Annotated in this window: 17 protein-coding genes and 1 pseudogene; 13 read left to right on the top strand and 5 right to left on the bottom strand. The window is 69.3% G+C overall.

Annotated features, from left to right (window positions below):
• Window positions 1–221: 221 nt before the first annotated feature.
• From FXO23_RS25385 to FXO23_RS25370, 4 genes are read left to right on the top strand one after another with little or no spacing between them, the layout of a single operon-like run.
• Window positions 222–1,466, top strand: coding sequence for an aminotransferase class I/II-fold pyridoxal phosphate-dependent enzyme (locus FXO23_RS25385; protein WP_158887935.1), 1,245 nt, complete (start codon window positions 222–224; stop codon window positions 1,464–1,466).
• Window positions 1,467–1,474: 8 nt separating this feature from the next.
• Window positions 1,475–2,719, top strand: coding sequence for an MFS transporter (locus FXO23_RS25380; protein ID WP_158887934.1), 1,245 nt, complete (start codon window positions 1,475–1,477; stop codon window positions 2,717–2,719).
• Window positions 2,716–4,017, top strand: a complete 1,302-nt coding sequence (locus FXO23_RS25375; protein WP_158887933.1) for a phenylacetate--CoA ligase family protein — start codon at window positions 2,716–2,718, stop codon at window positions 4,015–4,017. The genes FXO23_RS25380 and FXO23_RS25375 overlap by 4 nt, the downstream gene beginning before the upstream one ends.
• A gap of 16 nt (window positions 4,018–4,033) precedes the next feature.
• The gene (locus FXO23_RS25370; RefSeq protein ID WP_158887932.1) at window positions 4,034–7,144 is read left to right on the top strand and encodes an amidohydrolase family protein; all 3,111 of its coding nucleotides are present in this window, start codon (window positions 4,034–4,036) and stop codon (window positions 7,142–7,144) included.
• A 171-nt stretch (window positions 7,145–7,315) separates the two neighbouring features.
• Here FXO23_RS25370 and FXO23_RS25365 read toward each other — a convergent pair whose 3' ends face one another.
• Complete coding sequence (locus tag FXO23_RS25365; protein ID WP_158887931.1) at window positions 7,316–8,287, bottom strand: zinc-binding dehydrogenase; 972 nt, start codon at window positions 8,285–8,287, stop codon at window positions 7,316–7,318.
• Window positions 8,288–8,337: 50 nt separating this feature from the next.
• Here FXO23_RS25365 and FXO23_RS25360 point away from each other — a divergent pair, with 50 nt between their 5' ends.
• The gene (locus FXO23_RS25360; protein ID WP_158887930.1) at window positions 8,338–8,973 is read left to right on the top strand and encodes a TetR/AcrR family transcriptional regulator; all 636 of its coding nucleotides are present in this window, start codon (window positions 8,338–8,340) and stop codon (window positions 8,971–8,973) included.
• On the opposite strand, the gene FXO23_RS25355 is transcribed toward FXO23_RS25360, so the two are convergent.
• On the bottom strand, window positions 8,961–9,269 hold the full coding sequence (locus FXO23_RS25355; RefSeq protein ID WP_158887929.1) for a hypothetical protein: 309 nt from the start codon (window positions 9,267–9,269) through the stop codon (window positions 8,961–8,963). The two genes, FXO23_RS25360 and FXO23_RS25355, sit on opposite strands and share 13 nt — an antisense overlap.
• Before the next feature lie 143 nt (window positions 9,270–9,412).
• Here FXO23_RS25355 and FXO23_RS25350 point away from each other — a divergent pair, with 143 nt between their 5' ends.
• From FXO23_RS25350 to FXO23_RS25340, 3 genes and pseudogenes are all read left to right on the top strand, one after another.
• Window positions 9,413–10,216, top strand: coding sequence for an SDR family oxidoreductase (locus tag FXO23_RS25350; RefSeq protein WP_158887928.1), 804 nt, complete (start codon window positions 9,413–9,415; stop codon window positions 10,214–10,216).
• Between the two features lie 115 nt (window positions 10,217–10,331).
• A pseudogene (locus FXO23_RS25345) lies at window positions 10,332–10,628 on the top strand (helix-turn-helix domain-containing protein); the annotation flags it as partial.
• Window positions 10,629–10,779: 151 nt separating this feature from the next.
• Window positions 10,780–11,022, top strand: a complete 243-nt coding sequence (locus FXO23_RS25340; RefSeq protein WP_218952156.1) for an SDR family NAD(P)-dependent oxidoreductase — start codon at window positions 10,780–10,782, stop codon at window positions 11,020–11,022.
• 189 nt (window positions 11,023–11,211) lie between these two features.
• On the opposite strand, the gene FXO23_RS25335 is transcribed toward FXO23_RS25340, so the two are convergent.
• Both FXO23_RS25335 and FXO23_RS25330 read right to left on the bottom strand, forming a co-directional pair.
• On the bottom strand, window positions 11,212–12,186 hold the full coding sequence (locus FXO23_RS25335) for a helix-turn-helix transcriptional regulator (protein ID WP_179956872.1): 975 nt from the start codon (window positions 12,184–12,186) through the stop codon (window positions 11,212–11,214).
• 28 nt (window positions 12,187–12,214) lie between these two features.
• Entirely contained in the window at window positions 12,215–12,730 is a 516-nt protein-coding gene (locus FXO23_RS25330; protein ID WP_158887927.1) for a hypothetical protein, read from the bottom strand.
• Window positions 12,731–13,055: 325 nt separating this feature from the next.
• On the opposite strand from FXO23_RS25330, the gene FXO23_RS25325 reads away from it, so the two are divergent.
• The 4 genes from FXO23_RS25325 to FXO23_RS51705 are packed head-to-tail and all read left to right on the top strand — an operon-like array spanning window position 13,056 to window position 16,073.
• Window positions 13,056–14,180, top strand: a complete 1,125-nt coding sequence (locus FXO23_RS25325) for an FAD-dependent monooxygenase (RefSeq protein WP_158887926.1) — start codon at window positions 13,056–13,058, stop codon at window positions 14,178–14,180.
• A gap of 14 nt (window positions 14,181–14,194) precedes the next feature.
• Window positions 14,195–14,995: an alpha/beta hydrolase family protein gene (locus tag FXO23_RS25320; RefSeq protein WP_158887925.1), complete on the top strand. Its 801-nt coding sequence runs from the start codon at window positions 14,195–14,197 to the stop codon at window positions 14,993–14,995.
• A gap of 33 nt (window positions 14,996–15,028) precedes the next feature.
• Window positions 15,029–15,337, top strand: coding sequence for a hypothetical protein (locus tag FXO23_RS25315; RefSeq protein ID WP_158887924.1), 309 nt, complete (start codon window positions 15,029–15,031; stop codon window positions 15,335–15,337).
• Between the two features lies 1 nt (window position 15,338).
• A complete protein-coding gene (locus FXO23_RS51705) occupies window positions 15,339–16,073 on the top strand; it encodes a VOC family protein (protein ID WP_246257783.1) in 735 nt (244 codons plus the stop codon).
• Here the strand turns inward: FXO23_RS51705 and FXO23_RS25300 are convergent.
• On the bottom strand, window positions 16,025–16,444 hold the full coding sequence (locus tag FXO23_RS25300) for a MarR family winged helix-turn-helix transcriptional regulator (protein ID WP_158888019.1): 420 nt from the start codon (window positions 16,442–16,444) through the stop codon (window positions 16,025–16,027). The genes FXO23_RS51705 and FXO23_RS25300 overlap by 49 nt on opposite strands.
• A gap of 122 nt (window positions 16,445–16,566) precedes the next feature.
• On the opposite strand from FXO23_RS25300, the gene FXO23_RS25295 reads away from it, so the two are divergent.
• Entirely contained in the window at window positions 16,567–16,959 is a 393-nt protein-coding gene (locus tag FXO23_RS25295; RefSeq protein WP_158887923.1) for a tautomerase family protein, read from the top strand.
• Window positions 16,960–16,987 lie beyond the last annotated feature (28 nt).

Below are 16,987 nucleotides of genomic sequence, written 5' to 3'. Positions count from 1 at the left end.
GGGCACCCGTGCAATGCACGCGGTCGTACCATTGCGGGTACGCCGGTTGGCGGACAACCGCCGCGGGGACGCATAGCGGATCCGGCCCGGAGCCGCCGGGAGAAGCGCGGTGCGGGAATCGGCGATCATCGGCGGAACCAGACGGTTTGCGTCGTCGCGCAAACGGTGGCCAGGACCTGCCCGATGCGTAATGATGGAAAAGAAGCACTACTGGGGGAGGAATGCTGGTGCTTACGCAAAAGGAAGAGCCCGGGACCAACTGGGTCCGGTCGCGGGTCGATCGGACCACGGATGCGCTGACCAGGGCGTTCGAGCACGGTCTGACCGGCCACGTTTTCGTGAAACGGAACGGTAAGACCGTCGTCCTGGCCGACGGAACCGAGGCGGTCGAGTTCACCTCGTGCTCATATCTGGGCCTGGAGACGCATTCGGAGATCATCGCCGCGGCGGAACGCACCCTGCGCCGGACCGGTGTGCATTTCGCCTCGGCGCGTACCCGCATGCGGCCCGCCGAACTCGACGAGCTCGAATCAATCCTGGGGGAGATCTACCGGGGGAATTCGGTCACCTGTTTCACCTCGGTCTCGAATGTGCACCTGAGTGTCCTGCCGCTGCTCGGCTCCGGCACGCTGCCGAGTTATCCGGTCTCCGGCGCCGGGGTCACCTTCTTCGTCGAACGCACGGCCCACGCGTCGATCCAGGTGCTCCGGGGGATTCTGCAGCAGATCGGCGAGGTCGACCGGTTCAGCGTGGACGAGATCGAAGTGTTCGTGGACCGGTTGGAGCGCGCGCGGTCGGCGGGCCGGACCCCGATCATCCTGGTCGACGGGGTCGGTTCGATGGGCGGGCTGATCGACATCAAGGTGCTGCTCGACCTGGCGGAGGTGCACGGCGGGTACCTCTACGTCGACGACGCGCACGGCATTTCCATCACCGGGCCGCAGGGCGGGGGCTACGCCTTCGAGGAATTCGGCAGAACGCTGCCGCGCCAGGTCATCCTGGCCGGTTCGCTGTCCAAGGCGTTCGGCTGCGCCGGGGGATTCGGCGCGCTCGCCGACGAGGCCGACTCCCGGGTGGTCCGGCGGTTCGGCAATCCGCTGATCTTCGGCGGGCCGATCGCGCTGCCGATGGTCGGCGCGTGCCTGGCGTCGGCCCGGCTGCACGTGCGCGGTGGCCTGGCGGGTCTGCAGGACCGCTTGTGGCGCAACGTGTCCCGGTTCGACGCGCGTACCGGCGGGGCCCTGGTCAACGCCGGGCTGCGGTCACCGATCCGGGGTGCGCTCTTCGCCACCGAGGAGGAGGCGCTGGAAACCGCGGCGCGGCTCCGGCGGGCCGGGATCCTGGTCACCCCGGCGTTCTACCCGACCGTCGCGCGGGGCACCGGGCTCATCCGGTTCGCGCTGTCGGCGCTGCACACCGAGGAACACATCGACGCGGCCGCCCGCGACCTGCGGCCCACGGCGTGATCGGGGAGGTGGCGATCCCGAACACCCGCGAGCAGGAAAAGAGCAACCTCCGGTCGGTCGTGGCGGGGATCTACCTGACCTTCGTCACGAACGTCGACTACCTCATCATCGCGACGCTGCTGCCGGTCGCGGTGATCGGCGGCCGGACCGTGGCCGCGGCGGAGTTCTCGCTCGCCCTGTCGATCCGGCTGACGGTCGCCATGGTCGTCACCAGTGCGACCCCGGCGCTGCTCGCCCGGCTGGGCAACGCCGGGCGGTTGCTCCTCGCCGCGATCTTCAACCTCGCCGGGTTCCTGGCCCTGTTCGTGACGACCGCGGCGCCGGGGCTGTACGTGTTCGCGGTCCTCGGCGGGATGGGCGCGGGGGTCGTGCGGCCGACGCTGCGCACTCTGCTGGCCGACGCGGCCGCGCCCGCCCACCGGTCGAAGGTCTTCCAGGTCTTCTTCGTGGCCATGAACGCCGCGTTCGTGCTGGGGCCGGTGATCAGCCGCGGCGTGGTGTCGTTCGGCTGGGCCCGCGCGTTCCTGGTGATCGTCGCGGTGGCCGAGCTGACCGCCGGGCTCGCGGTGGTGCTGACCTCGAAGGCGGCGCCCCCGGTCCGCGCGGAACGCGTCCGCACCCGGCTGCGCGACGGCCTGCTGGTCTGCGTGCGGCCCCCGGTCCTGCCGGTCCTGGTCTACGCCTTCGGGATCTATTTCGGCATGGACTTCATGATGACCAGCTTCCTGCTGTACGACCACGTGGTTCCCGGGCTCGCCGGGTACCGCGAGTTCTTCCTCAGCCTGGAGCCGCTGGCCGCGCTGGTGCTGGAGCTGTGCCTGCTCCCGGTGTTCGCGAGGCTCGGACGGCCCGGGGTCTACGCGATGGTCGCCACCGCCTGCGGTGCCGGGGTGTTCCTCGCCTTTTCCGCGTCGTTCTGGCTGGTGTTCTCCGGAATCGTCCTGTTCGCCTTCGCGGAAAGCCTTGCCCTGCCGCAGAACCAGCTCGACGCGACGGCCGCGGCACCGGCCGGGCGGCAGGCTTCGGTGTTCTCCGCGCTGGTCATCGCGGGCTGCTTCGGCGAGATCTTCGGCACCATGACCGCGGGTTACCTGGTGCGGGCCGGGGGCACATCGCTGCCCGCGGCGGCCACCTCGGCCCAGTTCCTCGCGGTCGGCATGGCGGTGTGCTTCGGCGCCGCCGGATTCGTCCTGCTCCGCCACGGCAGGCGGAACGCCTTGTCCCCGGTCAGTGAAGGAGCTGGTGCGCCATGAGCGAGATCGAACTCGTCGACGATCTGGATCTGCTGACGCGCGAACAGATCGACGCGTTGCGGGACGCCAACCTCGCCCGGACCGTGGCCGCGGTCACCGGGAGTCCGCGCACCGCCGGCCGCTGGCCCGGGCTGAGCCACGTGCGGCGACCCCGCGATCTGCCCGCGCTCGAGCTGATGACCTCGGACGACGTCCGCGAGACCTGCCCGCCGCACACCGACGATCTGGTACTGGACAGTGTGGACAGTGGCGTGGTGGTGCGGTCCAGCGGCAGCGCGGGACGGCGCAAGGTGCATTACCATTCCTGGGAATTCGACGACCGCGTCGCGTTCCTCGGGGCCCGGGGCCTGCGGAACACGTTCACCGTTCCGCCGCGTCGCTGGGCGAACTGCTTCGGCGCGGCCGAACTCAACGGCGCGTTCCTGTTCGCCCACGACGTGATCCGGCGGCTGTCCGGCCAGGCGTTCCCCTTGGGCTCCACGCTGCCCGTGGACGAACTCGCGAAGCTCGTGGCGGACCACGAGATCGACACCATCCTCGCGTACCCCCCGTTCGGCCTGGAACTGCTCGCGGCGGTGGCCGACCGGCCCGGGGGCGCCCGGCCGCGGTACTTCCTGTACCTGGGCGAGCGGCTCACCGAATCCCGCGAGCGGTTCCTCGCCGACCGCCTGCCCAGGCTCGAGGTCCGTTCCCTCGCCTACAGCACCAGCGAGATCGGTCCGATCGGATACCAGTGCCGGCACCAGGATCCGCACACCCACCACGTCCACGAGGACGCGGTCATCGTGGAGATCGTCGACCAGGAGACCGGTGAGCCCCTCGGCGAGGGCGAGGTCGGGGACATCGTCGTCTCGGCGCTCACCGACACCGGGATGCCGCTGTTCCGCTACCACGTCGGCGATGTCGGCTCGCTGAGCGGCGGCGGCTGCCGGTGTGGCAGCCGGACCCGGCAGCTCACCCTGGCCGGGCGCACCAGCAACTCGGTCATGATCGACACCATCGACATCTCCCGGGACTCGGTGCTGGCCCGCCTCGAAGAGGTCACCGATCCCGCGGAGTGCCAGTTCCAGATTCTCCGTTCCCCGCAAGGGTTTTCGATAACGCTGCTGGTGTCGTCCCGGGTCTCCCCGGCGCTCACCACCGATGGGGTGCTGCACCGGTTCCAGCAGGACTGGCAGTTGCGGCGGCTCTTCGCGCTGCCGACCTTCCGGGGGTTCTCGGTCGAACGCGCGGATCCCGTCCGGTTCGCCCGCACCGGTTCCGGCAAGACACCGTTCTTCGCCGAGAAGTCGTTGTGAAGCGAGGAGGAGTGCGATGTCTCAAGAGGACGGGGACGAGCTTGCTCGCCGCGAGGTGTTCCGCCGCGGCGGGCGGATCGCCGCGGGCGTCGGTTCCCTCTGGCTCGGCGCCGGGCTGACCGGGATGGCCTCGGGCGCCCACGCCGAGGACGAGCGGATCGTCGAGGTGCACGAGGGTTCGAACCTGTGCGCCGCGGTGTCCCCGGACGGGCGGACCGTCGCGATGGACGCCCTGAACGCGATCTGGCTGGTGCCGCTCGGTGGCGGTGTGGCGCTTCGGCTCACCGGCGACGATCAGGACGCCACCCAGCCGCACTGGGCGCCGGACGGGAGGAGCCTGGTGTTCCAGGCGTTCCGCGAGGGGACCTACGACCTCTGGACGATCGGGGCGGACGGCACCGGTCTCCGCCGGTGGACGGACGGTCCCGGATACGACCTGGAGCCCAAGTTCTCCCCGGACGGCAGCCGGATCGCCTTCTCCTCCGACCGCGACGGCGAGAGCCGGATCCGGCTGCTCGATCCGGCCACCGGCGAAATCCGCCCGCTCACCGACGGCGACCGCAAACATGCCATGCCCGCCTGGTCGCCCGACGGCCGCAAGGTGGTGTACGTCGTCGGTGACACGGTCATCGAGTCGGTCGAACCGGAGTCCGGGCGGCGCGAACAACTCGTCGTCGCGCCCAGCGGCACGACGTTGTACGGTCCCGCGTTCTCCCCGGACGGCCGGACCCTCAGCTATGTCCGGGTCACCGGCCCCCGCACCGAACTCGTCGCCGGCGACCGGGTGCTGACCACCGGAGAGGACGTCTACCCGTTCGCGGCGAGCTGGCTGTCCACCCGGGAACTGCTCTACACCGCGGACGGCCGCATCCGGCGCCGCGCACTGGACGGTGGCGCCGCGGCGGTCGCGTTCACCGCGGCGGTGCCGATCACCGCGCGGCGCTACCGCCGACGCGATCCCTTCGACCGGTCGGACCGGGCCCGCCCGGTCCGGGGAATCGCGAGTCCGGTGCTGTCCCCGGACGGGACCACGATCGCCTTCCGCGCGCTGAACGCGTTGTGGCTCCTGCCGATCGGCGGGCGGCCGCGGGCCATCGTGCGGGACGGGTACTTCTGCTCCGACCCCGACTGGGCGCCGGACGGCCGATCGCTCGTCTACGCCAGCGACCGTGCCGGTACCGCGAACCTGTGGCGGTACGACCTCGGCGCCGGCGAATCGACGCGGCTCACCGACCTGCCGAACGCCCAGCTCACCCCGCGGTGGTCACCGGACGGCACGCGGATCGCCTACCAGGACGAGTCGGGCGCGACCTGGGTGCTCGAACTGGCCGGTGGCGCGGTGACCCAGGTGCTGCCCGCGCTTTACCAGCCGGGACGGCCGACGTGGTCACCGGACGGGAACGTGCTCGCGCTGGCCGCCGTGCGGCCGTATTCACCGCGCAGCAGCGCGGGCCACAACCAGATCCTCACCGTGGACCTGCGCAGCGGTGAGCTGCGGTACCAGCCGGTCGCCCCCGAACGGTCCATCGCCACCCGGGGGGACGACGGTCCGGTGTGGACATCTGACGGCCGGTACCTGGTGTTCGGCATGGAAAGCCTCGCCTGGCGGGTGCCGGTGGACGCGGCCGGGCGGGTGACCGGTCCGCCGGTCCAGCTGACCGGTGAGGTCACCGATTCGCTCTCGGTCGGGGCGGATTCGCGGACGGTGCTCTACCTGTCGAACGGCGTCCTGCGCATGGTCGGGATCGACGGGGGCGCCCCACGCACGATCCAGGTCGGCCTGCCCTGGCGGCCGCGCCGGAATCCGGACCGGATGCTGATCCGGGCCGGGGCCGTCTGGGACGGCCGAAGCGATTCGCTGCGCCGGGACGTTGACGTCCTCCTCGACGGCGACCGGATCGAAGCACTGGTGCCCCGCGGCACCGAACGGGCGTCCCGGGTGCTCGACGCGTCCGGGCTCACCGTCCTGCCCGGACTGATCGACACGCACAACCACTGGCATCTGCGCGGCCGCCAGTGGGGTGACCGGCAGGGGCGGCTGTGGCTGGCGTACGGGGTCACCACCAGCCGGTCGCCGGGCGATCCCGCGTACCAGATGGTGGAGACGCGGGAGGCGCTGGCGGCGGGCGACCGGATCGGCCCGCGGTACCTCGGCACCGGCGAGACGCTCGACGGCACCCGCGCCTACTACAACTTCATGCGCCCGACCTTCACCCGCGCGCAACTGGAGCGGGAACTCGACCGTGCGGCCGGGCTGGGCTACGACCTGGTGAAGTCGTACATGCGCCTGCCGGTGGCCTTCGAGCACCGGGTCGTGGCCTGGGCGCACGCGCACGGCATCCCGGTGACCTCGCACTACCTGTATCCCGCCGCGCACACCGGGCTCGACGGGATGGAGCACACCGGCGGCGGCAACCGCCTCGGCTATTCGCGCACGCGGAGCCTGAGCGGCCGGACCGCCGCCGATTCGGTCGCCCTGCTGGCCGCGAGCGGAATGTGGATCTCCACCACGACCTTGTTCGCCGCCGAGTTGTTCGTGGACGACCGCTCGCTGATCGAGGACGAGCGAACCCGGGTGCTGTTCCCGAGCTGGGAGTACCAGCGGTTGCTGCGCAAGGCCGAGGACGCCGCGAAACCCGGTTCGGAACTGAACCGGGCGTGGACCAAGGGCGACGTCGACATGCTGCTGCGGGTGCACCGCGCGGGCGGGCTCGTCGTGCTCGGCACGGACGCGGCGCTGGACGACATCGGGATCAGCCAGCACCAGAACCTGCGCGCTCTGGTGAAGTACGGTTTCACCCCACGCGAGGCCCTGCTCACCGCGACCGGCAACGCCGCACGCGCGCTCGGGCTCGGTGACCGGCTGGGCGCGGTCGCCCCCGGCCTGCTCGCGGATCTGGTTCTGGTGGCAGGCGATCCGCTGAGCGACATCCGGGCCGCCGCGGCGGTGCGGACCGTCCTGGTCGGCGGGGTCCCGTACGCGGTGCCGGATCTGCTCGCCCCCTTCCGCGCCGCGGCGGCGACCGGACCCGCGAACCCGGTGCGCCCCGCGGCTCCTTCGGCCGCGCCGAACCCGGAACATCCCTGGCATCGTCCGGAATGGGACTACGACGCCTGCCAAGCCTGAGCGCCTGTGGTTCCCCATTTCGGTAGGCGAGCCCGACATCCGGGCACCCCACGAACACGGCACCACACGACACACCGAGAAAACCTCATTGTGACGTCGAGATCGCCGGAACGTCGATCGCCGCCGGAGACTACGTCGTGGTGTCCGTCCAGTTCCCTGCCCCCGACCCGGCTAGTTCCCGGACGGTGTGAGCACGATTCTGCCGAACACTTCGCCGGCTTCCATTTTCTGGTGGGCCAGTACGGCTTTCCGCAGCGGGAGCACCTCGTGCACGATCGCGTGCAGCTCGCCGCGGCTCGTGGCGGTGAACAGGTCGGTGGTCACCGCGCGCCGGTCGGGTTCGGGCACGGTGTCCGCGCTGAAGGTCGCGAACGACATCGACTTCCGGAACGCCGAGATCATCGCCGTGCCGAAGTCCGCGGGCGGGTATCCCGCGACCGCGCCGACGGCCACCAGGCGACCGTTCGGATTGAGTTTGGTGAACAACGATGGCATGTTCGCGCCGGCGACGATGTCGATGATGACGTCGTAGCTCGCGGGGGCGTCCTCCGCTGTCTCGCCCGCGCGGTCCAGCACGTGGGTCGCGCCGAGCTTGCGCAGGCGATCGCCGCGCTCGGCCGACGAGGTCGTGACCGCCACCGCACCGGCACCGCCACGAGCCGCGAGCTGGACCGCCATGACGCCGATGCCGCCTGCCGCGCCGCGCACGAGCACCGACTCGCCGGGAGCGAAGTGGGCATGGCGAAGGCCGAAGTGGGCCACCATTCCGGAGCTCCCGACCGTCACCGCGTCGACGGCCGACAGGTTCGCTGGAAGGGGGACGAGCGTCGCGGCCGCGGCGGTCACCTGGTCGGCGTAGCCGCCGCCCATGCCCGTGAACGCCCACACGCGCCGACCGAGCCACGACGTGTCGACGCCCTCGCCGATCGCGGCCACCGTGCCCGCTACCTCACCGCCAAGGATGTGGCCTTCCTGGAAACCCGGGACGCCGAGCAGGTCGCTTCGGATCACGGCGTCGACACCGCCGACGCCGATCGCCTCGGTGGCGATCAGCACCTGCCCGGCACCGGGACTCGGGTCGGGGAGGTCGATGACCGCGAGCCCTTCTGGACCACCGAACGCCTGGATCGCAACTGCTTTCATGCCTGCGGACGCTAACGGACGCTGCCGTCCGGTTAGCTAAAGTGAGAGCGGTGACCGACCGTTTGCCTCACCCCCTGCGCTCCGACGCCCGGGACAACCGAGAACGCATCCTCGACGCGGCCCGCGCGGTGTTCGCCGACCAAGGTGTGGACGCACCCATGCGGGAGATCGCCCGCGGCGCCGGGGTCGGCCCCGCCACCCTGTACCGCCACTTCCCGACCAAGGAACTGCTGGTCACCGAGGCCTTCACGGACCAGATGCGCGCGTGCTACGTCGTCGCCGAGGAGGGATTCGCCGACCCGGATCCGTGGCGCGGCTTCTGCTTCGTAATCGAGAAAGTCTGTGAACTGCAGGCACGCGACCAAGGCTTCACCGCGGCCTTCATGTCGACCTACCCCAACGCGGTCGATTTCACCGCGGACCGCGAACGCACGTTGAAATCGATCGCCGAACTGGCCCGCCGCGCCAAGGACGCAGGCCACCTACGCCCCGACTTCGTCCTGGACGACCTGATCCTCATCCTCATGGCCAACAGCGGCATCCATGCCCCCTCATCGGTCGCCCGGGTCGCGGCCTCCCGCCGCTTCGCCGCGCTGGCGATCCAGGCGTTCCAGGCCTCACCCGTGATCTCGCCGCTACCACCGGTACCGCTGCTCCGGGGCGGCGCGATCGATCACATGCGGTAGCCGGTGACGAGGTCCGTTGCGGTGGCTTGTTCGCTGTCCGGCGCGCCCGGCACCAGGCCGAAGAGTATGTCGTTTCCGCCCGAGAAGTCGGCGGCCGGTGCCAGCTGCTGTGCCGTGCCCAGGTAGCGATCCAGTGATTTCCATGTTGGTTTGGCCATGACCGTGTGAATCCCACGAACAAGACCAATCTGGATGGTGGTGCTGGCTGTAGCAGCGTGAGCCGACGCACCAGGCAAGGGTGGCTCGCACAGTACCTGTATCACCAGGGTCTCCCAGACGTCCAGGACGCCTGTCAACCTTTTGAGTCGGCTCCCAGCCGCACAGAGAGAAGTAATGGACCACGGGAGGCGCGCAGCTTTACCCCCTTCAGTTCAATTCAGCTGCACTGGACGCGCGACCGTGTCAGCACATGCTTCCACGACAGAAGGAACGAAGACCAATGGCGGACAACCAGTTCACCACTCACGCAGACCTTTTCGATCTGAGTGGGAAGTGCGCACTTGTCACTGGCGGCACCAGGGGAATTGGGATGATGATAGCGCGCGGCCTTCTGCAGGCGGGCGCCCGCGTCATTATCAGCTCACGCAAGGCAGACACGTGCGCGGAGGCACAGCGTCTACTGTCCGAATTCGGCGACGTTCAAGCATTTCCCGCCGACCTGTCCAGGTACGACGAGTGTCAGCGCCTCGCTGATTTTGTCAAGGTCGGCTCGGAAGGCCTGGACATCCTCGTCAACAACGCGGGAGCGATGTGGCGCGAGCCGCTGGAGGCGTTCCCGGACGAGGCCTGGGACGCAGTGATCGACCTCAACCTCAAGTCGCCGTTCTGGCTGGTGCAGGCGCTGCTCCCCGCACTTCGCAGGGCGGGCACCGCCGACGATCCCGCGCGGATCATCAACATCGGCAGTATCGCCGCCATCCACGTCGCCGAGTCGCCCAACTACTCGTACGCCAGCAGCAAAGCGGCACTCCATCAACTCACCAGAGTGCTTGCCAGAGAACTGGGCCCACAGCACGTCACGGTGAACGCGGTAGCTCCAGGACCGTTCCCGTCGCAGATGATGGCGTCCACGCTCGATGCCATCGGCGACAAGGTCGCGGCGAAGGCTCCTCTGCGCCGGCTCGGCCGCGACGACGACATGGCGGGCATCGCCGTGTTCCTCGCTGGCCGGGCCGGAGCCTACCTCACGGGCGCCATCATCCCGATCGACGGCGGCATCGCCACGACCGCATCAGGTACCTAGGCGTAGGCGCGGGCCCTGCTACGACGCTGGGCGCATGCCGTGTGTGAGGGGTGCGTGGCCGTCGGGGTACCGGCAGAACCTCCCTTCGCCTGCGGACAGGGCCTACGGTGAAGGCGTGGCCACGATCGATCTGCGCACTGAGATCAAGGAATTCCTGAGCTCGCGTCGCGCGCGGATCACGCCCGAGCGGGCCGGACTGCCCGCCTACGGCGGCAACCGCCGGGTCAAAGGTCTGCGTCGCGAAGAGGTAGCTCTACTAGCAGGGGTATCGGTCGACTACTACGTGCGCATGGAGCGCGGCCGCCTCGCCGGCGCCTCCGACGGGGTGCTCGACGCGTTGGCCTCTGCCTTGCAACTTGACGAGGCCGAGCGCGATCACCTATTCCACCTTGCGCGGCAGTCCAGGGCGCCCAGCGTCGGCCGCCCTATCCCGGGTCAGCAACCATCATCAACCTGCGCCGCGCCACCCCACCACCGTAAAACGACACACTCCATCCTCACGGCCCTCGACCAGAACAAACCACCCCGGAGTCCCTTGGAACGTTGGTGCGCAGCTGGAGGCGGTGGCTGGCCGTGCCGCGCAGAGCGACGACGACGGCGCTCTGCCGACGCTGTACGCGGCGGTGGCGGACATCCCGGGGAACAGCCACGCAGGCCCGAGCGGCTTCCTGGAAGGACGCGGCGCGCCGGAACTGGTCGACCGCTCGGCGAGGGCGCAGGACGCCGAGGTGGCGCACCGTCTCTGGGAGATCTCCGAAGAACTGACGGGAGTCGCCTTCCCACGGCGTTCTCTCCGAGCCGACTGAAACATCCTTCCCCGCTTCGCGACGGCGGGCGTCGGCGTGGTGGAGGCGGGTCGCGCCGACCATGTCTACACTGGACGAGATCTAGGCTCTGGGCTCGTGGTGTTGGACGTGCCGCACGTCAATCCGGTCGGCCGCTGTCCCGGGATGCCGCCGCCCCGGATTGCGACTTCGAGTGACTCGAACCGGCCGCTACCGTCGGGCGGCGGTGGTCGAGGGCAGCTCGCCGAATCGTGAACGGTAGTCACTCGCGAACCGGCCAAGATGGGTTATGCCCCAGCGATAGGCTATGTCGCCGATCCCGTCGTCGGTGGACAGGATGTCGTGGCGGATCCGGTCCAGCCGGAGGTTGCGCACGTAACGCATCGGCGATGTCCCGAGCTTTCCCCGGAACGCGCTGCTGACGGTCCGTGCGCTGCACCCGGCGGCTTCCGCGATCTGGCCGAGGGAGATCGGTTCGGACAGGTTGTCCTCGACGAAGGCGACCGCCGCGCGCAGTGCCTTGGGATGCGGCGTCTCCGCGAAGCCGCGCAGCGTTGCGGTGTGATTGTGGGGCTGGGCCAGCAGCAGCGCGGTCACGATGCAGCGAAGCTGGTTCTGTTGCAGTTCTTTGCGCTGGAACAGCGGATCGTCCGAGTCCAGTTGCTCGATCAACGAACCGATCAGCAGCCGCACCGCGCTGCCTCGCGGTTCGGCCAGGTTGAGCGGAAGGTCGAAGCGCACCGCGGAACCGGTCGGGTGCCCGGTGAGCGCCGCGAGTTCGCGCTGGACGAGGCCGGCGTCGATGCGCAGGCCCAGGAACCTCGTTCCCGGCCGGTTCGGGCGAAGGTCCTGCGCGTCGCCCGGATTGAACACGCCGGCCCGCGCGCGGCTGAGCACGGCCTGCCGGTCGCCCCGGCTCGCGGTGATCTCACCGGCCACGCCCAGGTTGATGAAGTAGGAATCCCGGCCGGGCGCCGCGCGTACCCGCACCGCGAGCGACGATGCGAAGTAGCCGACGGCGAAATCCGTGGCCGCGACGCCGCGTACCTCGTGTCCGCCGTCGGCGAACGGGCCAAGGGGGCTGGCGTTGACCGCGCCGCCGAACAGCCGGCCCGCCGACTGCAGCAGGTTCACCGGGTTCTCGGACTTCGTGATGACGAAATCACGCAGGGGACTCGACAACATGGTTCACGCTCCCTGGTAGGCAAGACGATCATGCCATCGATGAAGGTGGCGGAACACCGGTCGAGGCGTGGAGACGGTCGGTGAACCAGTCCGCGCCAAGCACGTGCTTGGCGTGCGAATGGTTGTAGACGCGGTGGTCGCTATCCGGCCGCTCGGCCCAGTGCTTGTCGGGCGATCCGGCGCCGTCGAACAGCGCGCGGGCGTTCTCGATCAGGAACACCCGGTCCGATGTGCCGGGCAGGACCAGCAACGGGACCCGCAAGAGGGCAAGGCGCGCCGGGGTAAGCCGGTAGTCCTCCATCGCGGAACGGGCCTGCTCCGGGTCGTCGATCCCGAGCAGTGGCCGCACCTTCGCGGTGAACCGGGAAAGCGGTCCAGGATCTCGGCGGGGCGCACGGTGCCGCGGTTGACGCAGCAGGCCGCGAAACCCTCGCCCGCGCTCGCCGAGAGTGCGGGGGAGGAACGCGGCGATCCCGCGGTCAAGCAGGTAGGTGGGGCCGATGTGGTACTCCTCCCGCCACCCGTCGAAGCCGCGGACGATCACGACGGTGAGCGGGGGCCTCGACTCCGGCCGGGCGCAGCGGCCAGCCGGACTCGATCCCGGCCGGGGTGTCGATGTCCCAGTGCTCGGCGATCGGCTCGGTCAACGCGCCCGCGGCGCCGAAGGCTGTGATCAGCTTGTGGTAGAGCTCCCGCTTGCGCGGCTCGGCGTCGGTGGCGGCGGGATCGTTGTCCGGTTCCGGAGATGCTTATCCGTTTTTCGGCGGCATGGGGAAACACTGCCGAAACTGGACAGCGGTCGCCGGAAACGGACTGGAAACCCGGGCCCGCGGACCTAGTTTGGTCGAGCACATCGGCTTGGAGGTCCTATGGATAACAGTGACGGCACCCGTTCGGCGTTGATCGTCGGTGCCGGCATCGCGGGGTTGACCACGGCGAGCGCATTGGCGCGGTGGGGGTGGAGTGTCGAGGTCATCGAAACCGGCTCGGAGGGCACCACCGCCGGGTGGGGGTTGAGCCTGACCGGCCCGTCGTTGCGGGCGCTCCACAGTCTTGGCCTCGCCGATCAATGCCTTGCCGCCGGATATGGCATGAGCGTGATCACCAACGTGGACGCGAACGGGGTGGCGAGCCCGATCGAGCTCCCGCACCTGATCGGCGACGATCGCCCGGCCATGGCCGGCATCGCGCGCCCGGAGCTGCACCGGATCCTGCGTGCCGAGGCGCTGCGGCTCGGCACGCGAATCCACTACGGACTCGGCGTTTTCCGCCTGGCCCAGCAGGGCGGGCAGGCATGTGCCGAGCTGACCGACGGAACGGTCCGCACCGTCGACCTGCTCGTGGGCGCCGACGGCATTCGCTCTACCGTTCGGGGGCTCATCGGCCGCCCCACCCCGATCCGTTATCACGGCCAGATGGTGTGGCGGGCTCGCGTGCCGCGGCCCGACTGGGCCACCGGCGTTCACACGTTCGCCGGGGACGGCCACCAGACCGGAGTCGTGCCGATCTCCCCGAGCCAGGCCTACGTCTTCGTCACCGAGAACGGCATGCGGCCGGGTGTGCTGCCGGATGCCGGACTCGCCGCGCGGATGGGCGATCTGCTCGCGCCGTTCACCGGCCGGGTCGCGGAGATCCGGCCCGAGGTCGTGCGGTCCGAGTCGGTGATTCGGCGGCCGGTGCGGACCGCGCTCGTCGACGCCCCGTGGTCCGACGGAACCAGGGTCGTCCTCGGCGACGCCGCGCACGCGCCCTCACCGCAAATGGCCAGCGGGGCCGCGCTCGCCATCGAGGACGGCCTGGTGCTGGCCCAGGAGCTGGACCGGTATGAGGACATCCGGAAGGCCCTCGAGGCGTTCACCGACCGCCGCCGGGAACGGTGCTCGGTCCTGGTGAAGACCTCGGTCGCGATCGCCCGCCTCGAGCAGGAGCAACGGCATCGCGATGCGTATCCGCTCATCGAGGCCTGCCATCACCGGATGGCGCAGCCGGCGTGACACAGGAGGTTCGGTTGTCCGACAACACCGCCCGGTCCCTGCCCGAGGCGAAGTCGTGGTTGCGCACGCACCTCGCACAGCGGCGCAACCCGTTCAACGCCATCGGCGAGGACGCGGCGGCGCGGTACATCGAAACGCTGCCCGGCGTCGACCCGGTCCCGTGGGCGCAGCACTGGCTCGGCGGTGCGGCGGAGTTCGCGGCGGCGGCCGAGCGGGCCGAGGCCGACGGCGATCGCGGCGACGCGCTGGAGAACTGGTGGCAGGCCTACCAGTTCGCGTTCCTCGGGCGGTATCCGTCGTCCGTCCACCCCGCCAAGCTGGCCGCGTACGAGCTGGCCCGGAAATATTTCGCCCGGGTGTGCGAACTGGAGAACACGCCGGTCGAGCGGGTCAACGTGCCATTCGACGGCCGCGCGGGCGAAGGCGATTCCGTCTCGTTCCTGGTGGCCCGGCCGCCCGGTTCCGCCGTGACCAGGCCACCGGTTGTGCTGATGTGGGGCGGAATCGACGTGTGGAAAGAGGAGAGCTACGCGCGTGGCCTGCTGCTGCGCAAGCGCGGATTCGCCACGGTGCACATCGACAAGCCGGGGGTCGGGCAGTCCCCGGTGCTGGCCGGTCCGGACTCCGAACGCCAGTGGGATCCGGTGTTCGACTGGCTGCGGAGCAGGAACGACCTCGACGCGGATCGGGTCGCGGCACTGGCGTTGTCGTTCGGCGGGTACTGGGCGATGAAGCTCGCGCATACGCATCGCGAACAGCTCACCGCCGCGGTCGACTGGGGTGGCGGAGTGCATCTGACGTTCCAGCCCGAATGACAGGAGAAGTCCCGGAACGCCTCGTCCTATCTGATGGATCTCATGCCTGCCCGCGCTGGCATCTTCGGTGGCACCGACTTCGCTGACTACGTCGCGCGCTGCCCGGAACTTTCCCTGTTGGATCAGGGAATTCTGGACCAGAAGTCGTGCCCGCTGTTGCTGGTCAACGGAAAGGAGGACCAGCAGAACTGCTCCGCCGACATCCATCTCGCCCTCGAGCACGGTGCCCCGAAGACCGCGCGGCTCTTTCCCGGCGGACACATGGGGGAGGGACCGGTACTGCCAACGATCATCGACTGGCTGACCGACCGGCTCGACCGGCCGGCGACAGAAGGGAACTGACATGAACGCCACCGGTTTGATCACGCACCTGCGGCACGTCGACATCGCGATGCCGAATTTCGCCGAGCAGCGCACGTTCTACCGGGACACGTGGGGGCTGACCGAGACCGCCGACGACTCGGGAGTGTCGTTCCTCGCCGCCGAGGGCTCACCGGAGCTTCCGCAACAGCGTGTCCCATCCACCGACCATGCCGAGAGTGCTGCCACCAACCGTGCTCAGGCTTGCCCAGCCAGCGCGAGCCCGATGCTTGTTAACTGCTCGGTCAGCGGCCGGGTGCGGCGGGAAACGGTGTGGTTAACCGGGGAGTTGTTGGACGAACGTCACCGCCGCGCAGTCGTTGTGCCCGCAGCGGAACCTGCGCACGGTGACGTCGAAACGGGCCTGGCACCCACCGACGGGGACGTCCGCGAGCCGGCGGCGATACCTGCCATGCGTGCGGGCCGACACGGCGCCACAGTTCGGGCACGCCGCCGTCGGCTCCGTCGAGCTCACCGCGAACACCACGACATCACCGTCGAGGTCGACCGACGCCACGCGAACCGGCGCCAGATGCGGGAACGGCACTTCAAACCACTGATCAGTGCACGAGCATCAGAATTACCAAGCTCCACAGCGAAAACCCCGACCGACACACCGACCACACGCAACAAGATCAGGGACAGGGCCGATGATCTGACGCACCCTTCTCAGTCTGCCGAGGCATCGTCGGGCGCGGCGGCGAATGCGGCCTCGTAGGCGAGCAGGGTGTCGACGACCATCTGTCGTTGTTGGGACGTCAGCGGTGTGAGTGCGTGTCGCCAGGCGCGGGTGCCAGGCGAGAGCCACTGGGAGATGGCCGGTCGGTTTTGAGGACTGATGTCGATGATTCGCCGGCGTCGGTCGGCGTTGTCTTCGTGTCGTACCAGCACCTTTTTGCGGCTCAGATCGCTCACGATCAGGCTTACCGTGGTGGGGGCGATGCTCAGTTTCTCGGCCAGTTGGGAGACCGTCAGCGGGCCGTCGAGCAGCAGCACGGACAACAGGGACAGATGTCTCGGGGCCAGGTCGAACGATCGGAGCTGTTCGGGCGGTGGCAGACGTTTGATCTTACCGATCAGGCGCGACATCACCAGGAGAAGCTCTCGGACGGCGTCGTCCGTTGGGTCAGGTGTTGACACGCGCAAACCTCCACCAGTACCTTTGTTAACAAAAGTTCTTTGTTTTCAAACTCAGTGTAAAGGGAGCTGGCATGCCTCACCTCACCGTCTGCGTCCTCGAAGATGATCTTGTTGGGAGGGAGACCCAGTTGATCGAGGGCCTGACCGACGCGATTGTCGCCGTGTATGGCGACTGGGCGCGAGACATTGCGGTCGTGCACCTGATCGGCCTGCCTGCCGGCCGCTGGGGTGTCGGTGGCAAGCCGGCGCAGGCGCCGGCGCCGAGTGTGGTGTTCGGTATCAGGGAAGAGGCGTTCAGTCGGCCGGATGCGCAGGAGATCGTGGCTCGGCTGATCTCCGGAGTTACCGACGCGGTCGTTGCCGTGTTCGGCGAGCGGGTCCGCTCTGGTGTCACCGTCGAGCTCGTCGGCACCCCGGCCAGTCGCACCGCCATCGGTGGCGTTGCGGCCGCGCAATTGACGTAGACGTTTCAACGCCTCGCCGAGCGTGCCG

Origin of the sequence: Amycolatopsis anabasis (assembly GCF_009765355.1) — a bacterium.
GTDB lineage: Bacteria > Actinomycetota > Actinomycetes > Mycobacteriales > Pseudonocardiaceae > Amycolatopsis > Amycolatopsis anabasis.
The sequence above is the reverse complement of the archived record's forward strand: the minus strand, read 5'-3'. Positions and strand labels throughout refer to the sequence as shown.